The sequence below is a fragment of the Deltaproteobacteria bacterium genome (assembly GCA_016874775.1).
Classification (GTDB): domain Bacteria; phylum Desulfobacterota; class Binatia; order Bin18; family Bin18; genus VGTJ01.
In genome coordinates this window covers 1-5,076 of record VGTJ01000276.1, presented here as the reverse complement: position 1 = coordinate 5,076, position 5,076 = coordinate 1, and the positions used below count along the sequence as shown (strand labels likewise).

At 54.2% G+C, this 5,076-nt stretch carries 4 protein-coding genes; 3 read left to right on the top strand and 1 reads right to left on the bottom strand.

The annotated features are described in order from the left end of the window. The first annotated feature begins 264 nt into the window (after window positions 1-264). Window positions 265-1,683, top strand: coding sequence for a hypothetical protein (locus FJ147_27100; GenBank protein MBM4259556.1), 1,419 nt, complete (start codon window positions 265-267; stop codon window positions 1,681-1,683). A 219-nt stretch (window positions 1,684-1,902) separates the two neighbouring features. On the opposite strand, the gene FJ147_27095 is transcribed toward FJ147_27100, so the two are convergent. Beyond that, window positions 1,903-3,069, bottom strand: coding sequence for a M20 family metallopeptidase (locus tag FJ147_27095; GenBank protein ID MBM4259555.1), 1,167 nt, complete (start codon window positions 3,067-3,069; stop codon window positions 1,903-1,905). 191 nt (window positions 3,070-3,260) lie between these two features. Between FJ147_27095 and FJ147_27090 the strand changes: the two genes are divergently transcribed. Further along, a complete protein-coding gene (locus FJ147_27090; GenBank protein MBM4259554.1) occupies window positions 3,261-3,653 on the top strand; it encodes an RNA-binding S4 domain-containing protein in 393 nt (130 codons plus the stop codon). A 159-nt stretch (window positions 3,654-3,812) separates the two neighbouring features. Continuing rightward, entirely contained in the window at window positions 3,813-4,862 is a 1,050-nt protein-coding gene (gene ltaE, locus FJ147_27085; protein MBM4259553.1) for a low-specificity L-threonine aldolase, read from the top strand. Window positions 4,863-5,076 lie beyond the last annotated feature (214 nt).

Here is a 5,076-nt window from a genome sequence, read left to right as displayed (position 1 = left end):
CTCCGACGATGAGTTTCAAGCGCTCAATATCAAACCCGGTAAGTTTCATGGCGATTGGAACTATACGCTTCTTCCTCGCTCTTAATCGGCAACTTAATTCTTGCCCATGCCTAAAGATGCGCCACCGTTACCAGTACGGCGTTATCGCGACGAATTTATCGCCTATGTTGAGAAAATCGACCTCGTTTCAGATTCGCCATTTTTCAGTGCCTACGGGAATCTCACTGTGCAGGACATTTTGGCGATGCAGGAGGGAACCCAGAAATGAATACACCAACACCGCTCGTTGTCAGCAAAAGAAGCGTGGGAATTCCTCCTCTCCCGTTGCACGATATTCAAGGGCTGATTCTGTGTGATTATGGTCTACCGGCGGTGCGTCATTTCTTTGTTCGTGTCGAGCACCCAGAAGCTGGGCGGCGACTTGTCCGAACACTGATACGCAATTCACCGCCAGACTTGCACATCATGACCGCCGCAGAGTGGACCGCGCAGGTTGGTTGGTCTTCCGCGCTGAACGTGGGCTTTACGTATACAGGGCTACAGGCACTGCACCTGCCGGAAGCAACACTCGCGTCCTTTGCCGGAGCGAAAGCCTTTGTCGCCGGAGCTGTTGAGCGTGCGACGCTCATTGGTGACTGCGGCAAGAGCGCCCCGCACCGATGGCGAGGTAATCTGAACTCACGAGAAGTGCATGTCATGTTTTCCGTGTATGCAGAAAAAGAGAAACTGGCAGTGCTCGGTGCTTCGTTTCGGGAGCTGATCCGCCAACATGAGTGCACGGTTTTGCACCATGAAGATGGTGCGGTCTTAGAAGACGGCCCGCCACAGAGGGAGAAGCTTCCTGGCGTGTTGATCCACTTTGGCTATCGTGATGGGATATCGCAACCTGTGATTGCGGGCGCACCAAACCCGCAATACGCTACAGTGAATCCCACCCTCGTGGCTCCTGGCGCGTTTCTCCTCGGCCATCCAAGCCAATGGGAAGGATTCCAATATCCCGTTCCGCACCCATTGGACTTTGGGCGTAATGGGAGCTTTGCCGCGTTTCGCATTCTGCAGCAGGATGTCGAGGGTTTTGAGGCATATTTGAGCACGGCTGCTGCTGTTACGAAGCTCGACCGCGAAAAGATTGCCGCTAAGATTTGTGGCCGCTGGCTTAATGGTGTCGCGCTCACGGCGAAAACGCCATCCACACTGCCCTCAATACCGCCAGATCATCAGCTAAACGACTTTGCTTTTACTGATGACGCGCAAGGACTCGTCTGTCCGTTTGATGCACATATTCGTCGCACCAATCCGCGGGGCGATTCGGTGGCCGGCGCCGATGGTGATCGACACCCAATCGTACGTCGTGGGATGCCATACGGTCCCAAATATGATCCTGTAACCCGCGACCAACACGAGCGCGGGCTCTTAGGAGTGTTTGTCTGCGCCAGCATTGAGGACCAATTTGAGTTTCTCATGACAAGTTGGATCAATCGCGGTGGTTTTCGGCCAGAGCTGACCAGCGCCAGCAAGGACTTGATCACAGGAAATAACACACTGGGAGAGACAGGATTTCAGTTACCGACGGCGTCTGGCATGGTTACGCTACCACCATTTGCCGACTTTGTGACCACCCGCGGCGCAGCGTACTGTTTCCTGCCGAGTATCACCGGGCTGACGTATATTGCGGATTTATAGCAGGGTACTACGGTGCCCAGTGGATGACTTCCATACTCATCGCCCTTCGACAGGCTCAGGGCGAACGGGAAAAACAGGCTCAGGGAACGATCTCCGTTCGTGCCGAGCCTGTCGAAACATGAACGGCGCAATGACAGCTATTCCTTAACTACAAGCCATTGCTGGGCAGGGAAAAAGTCGAAAGCTATGGAGGTGGGATGCAGGCAATTGCCATGAGGTCTACACAGCCCTCTTTAGCAGCCGCTCCCTCACTGTGGCATCCGTCGCAATATCAATGGCAGTCCACGCCATAGCAAGGCCACCATCGAGGACCGCCTTATCCGCAGCGGGAGTTGCGCAGTGCGCAGTGAACTCCGGTTGGTGATTGACGGCAGGTGTTGAGTCAATGCCGATCATGGGATGGATAGAGGGCATGGCAAGCGACACGTTGCCCATGTCAGTCGATCCGGCGGCGCGCTCTCTGATCGGGCCAAGCTCGCGCATCTTGCGGCCTAGCGCTTCGATATTGCGTTGATAGAGCGCTGCCATATCGAGATCGGAAACATGTTCTGCGTACGGCTTTTGACCGCCGAAAACTTCGAACTCTGCGCCAGTAGCGAGGGCACCGGCTTCAAAGCAACGCAGTACTTTTTGTTTTATGCTGTCTAATTCGGCGAGGGTTTTTGCTCGGACGATGTATTTCGCTGCAGTATGCGCAGGGATGACATTCGGAGCATCCCCACCTTTGGTGATAATGCCATGGATGCGGTCAGTCTGCCGAATGTGTTGTCGCAGCAGACCAATCGCAGTCTGCGCTACGGTGAGTGCATCTGCAGCGTTGATGCCGCGATCGGGAAACGCCGAAGCATGTGCTTCTTTGCCTGTGTATCGCACTTCGAACATCGAGCAGGCGATAATCGCAGGATCGACCACATCGAACGGGGCAGGGTGGACCATCATCGCAGCGTGTATTCCTTTGTACCCCCCACGTTCAAGGAGAAGGATTTTTCCGCCACCGTCCCCTGCTTCTTCTGCGGGGGTGCCGAGAACACTGACTGTGAGGCCAACGTCATCGGCGACTTTAGCTACCGCGATTGCTGCGCCGACAGCCATTGCGGCAATGAGGTTATGCCCGCAGGCGTGACCAATGCCAGGTAAGGCATCGTACTCAGCACAAATGCCGATATGGAGCGGCCCATGGCCTGCGCGAGCGATGAACGCTGTGGGAAGGTTACAAAAGCCCTTTTGCACGGCAAAGCCAGCATCGCTGAGCATGTCAGCCAGCCACGCCGACGATTTTTCTTCTTCAAATCCCAATTCGGGGTGAGCATGAATGCGATGACTCAAAGCAATTAAACTGTCTTGCGCTGCAGTGAAACGTTCACGAGCTCCGGCTTTGGCGTCCATAGTGTCCTCCTTATCGTGGGGCCGACGCTACCATGTCGTACCAGGCCACTCAAGTTCATGAGCGCTCTTCGTTACAGTATTGTGCAGCGTGCGCTATGCGTACGACCGACGCTGAGGGAAGTGTCGACAACTGTTGCGAGGCAGTCATTCTTATGATTTGAAACAGAAGAGAGGGAAAGAAAACAGGAGCTATGGCAGACCAAGTGAAACCTGATGAAACGGTACGGTTAGATCGTTGGCTATGGGCCGCGCGCTTTTACAAAAGCCGATCGTTAGCCGCGGATGCGTGTGATGGGGGGAAAGTTGAGGTCAACGGTCACCCAGCCAAACCTCACAAGCTGGTGCGTGCGAATGACGCAATCGTCTTTACCCATCCGAGCGGCCCGAAAGAACTCAAAGTGCTGGGACTTTCTGAGCAGCGTGGTCCCTACGTAGAGGCGCGTTTGTTGTACGAAGACCACTCGCCGCCCCCACCGCCTCGCGAAAAGGGATTCTATATTGCCCCACCGCCACTACGTTCGCCCGGTTTGGGACGACCGACGAAACGAGAACGGAGAGAGACGGAACGGCTGCGAGGACGGTGAGAACAATGAAAAATGAAAAAATAATAATGGAGAATGAAAAATGATAGGAAGCGATGGACAATGGAGGAGAGGATAAGTGATCGGAAATGAAAGATCCCTTCCTGACATTCTCAATTTTGCATTTTTCATTTTGCATTTGCGAAGCACAACGGAGTACCTATGATCGATCTACGTAGCGATACCGTAACCTTACCGAGCCCAGCGATGCGGGAAGCCATGTACCGCGCTGAGTTGGGCGATGATGTCATGGGCGAAGATCCGACCGTCAACCGCTTGGAGGAAAAAGCCGCGGAACGCATGGGTAAAGAAGCCGCGTTATTTGTCGTCAGTGGCACGATGGGCAACCTCGTGTCGCTGCTGGCCCATTGCCAGCGTGGACAAGAGGCGATTCTTGGCGATAACTCGCATATCTATAACTACGAAGCGGGTGGGGCATCAGCGCTGGGCGGCATTGTCTTTCATCCGGTTCCGACCGGGCGGTTTGGTGATTTGCCAGTTGAAGCGGTAAAAAGTGCCATTCGTCCGGCGGCGACCAATCTCCATTATGCATCACCAGGAGTGATTTGTATTGAGAATACCCACAATCGCTGTGGCGGGACCGTGGTGCAACCCATGATGTTCCGTTCGTTACGAGATATCGCCGATGCCGCTGGTTTGCCGATTCATCTTGATGGCTCGCGGATTCTCAATGCAGCTGTAGCTTCGGGCTGTTCGGAGACGAAGTTCACACAGTATGTTGATTCGGTGCAGTTCTGTTTATCAAAAGGTCTGGCTGCGCCGGTTGGTTCGTTGCTGTGTGGCAGTAAAGAGTTCATTGCTCGTGCTCGCCGAATACGGAAGATGGTCGGTGGTGGTATGCGACAAGCTGGAGTGATTGCCGCGGCAGGTCTCGTTGCGTTGGGGGAAATGACCGAGCGGTTGACTGAAGATCATTACAACGCACGTATTCTCGCGAATGACCTGGTCGATTTGCCGGGCATGACGCTCGATCTTGATACCGTGCAGACCAACATCGTCATTTTCGGACCGCAGAAACCTCCACCAGAAGGCCCCTCTTTTGCGCAGACGCTGGCACGTGAAGGCGTGAAAATTGGCGACATCGGCAATGGCCGTTTCCGCGCTGTCACTCACTATGGGATTACGGGGAAGGATATTGAGGAGGCGGTGAAAGTGATACGGAGAGTATGGGCGGAGACGAATAAGGTGTAGGCTAAATGACGGAGCGAGACGATTGTCAAATGGAGGGCGGGCATTCAAGGTTCCCATAGCTCACGCTCTGGGCTGTAAAATGTCGCCCCTAACGGGGCTCGGTGACCAATGCAGGACTTACGCTTGAGGACCACAAGTATCATTTTAGGGATATGATTACCAAGAAGCAGTACGTCGAATATTTGGTGAGCACGCCGAAGAATTGCACCTGTAC

What these genes read in the sequence shown, in the direction of transcription:
- FJ147_27100 (MBM4259556.1), top strand. Translation starts at nt 265, where the DNA reads ATGAATACACCAACACCGCTCGTTGTCAGCAAAAGAAGCGTGGGAATT.
- FJ147_27090 (MBM4259554.1), top strand. Translation starts at nt 3,261, where the DNA reads ATGGCAGACCAAGTGAAACCTGATGAAACGGTACGGTTAGATCGTTGG.
- FJ147_27095 (MBM4259555.1), bottom strand. Translation starts at nt 3,069, where the DNA reads ATGGACGCCAAAGCCGGAGCTCGTGAACGTTTCACTGCAGCGCAAGAC.
- ltaE (MBM4259553.1), top strand. Translation starts at nt 3,813, where the DNA reads ATGATCGATCTACGTAGCGATACCGTAACCTTACCGAGCCCAGCGATG.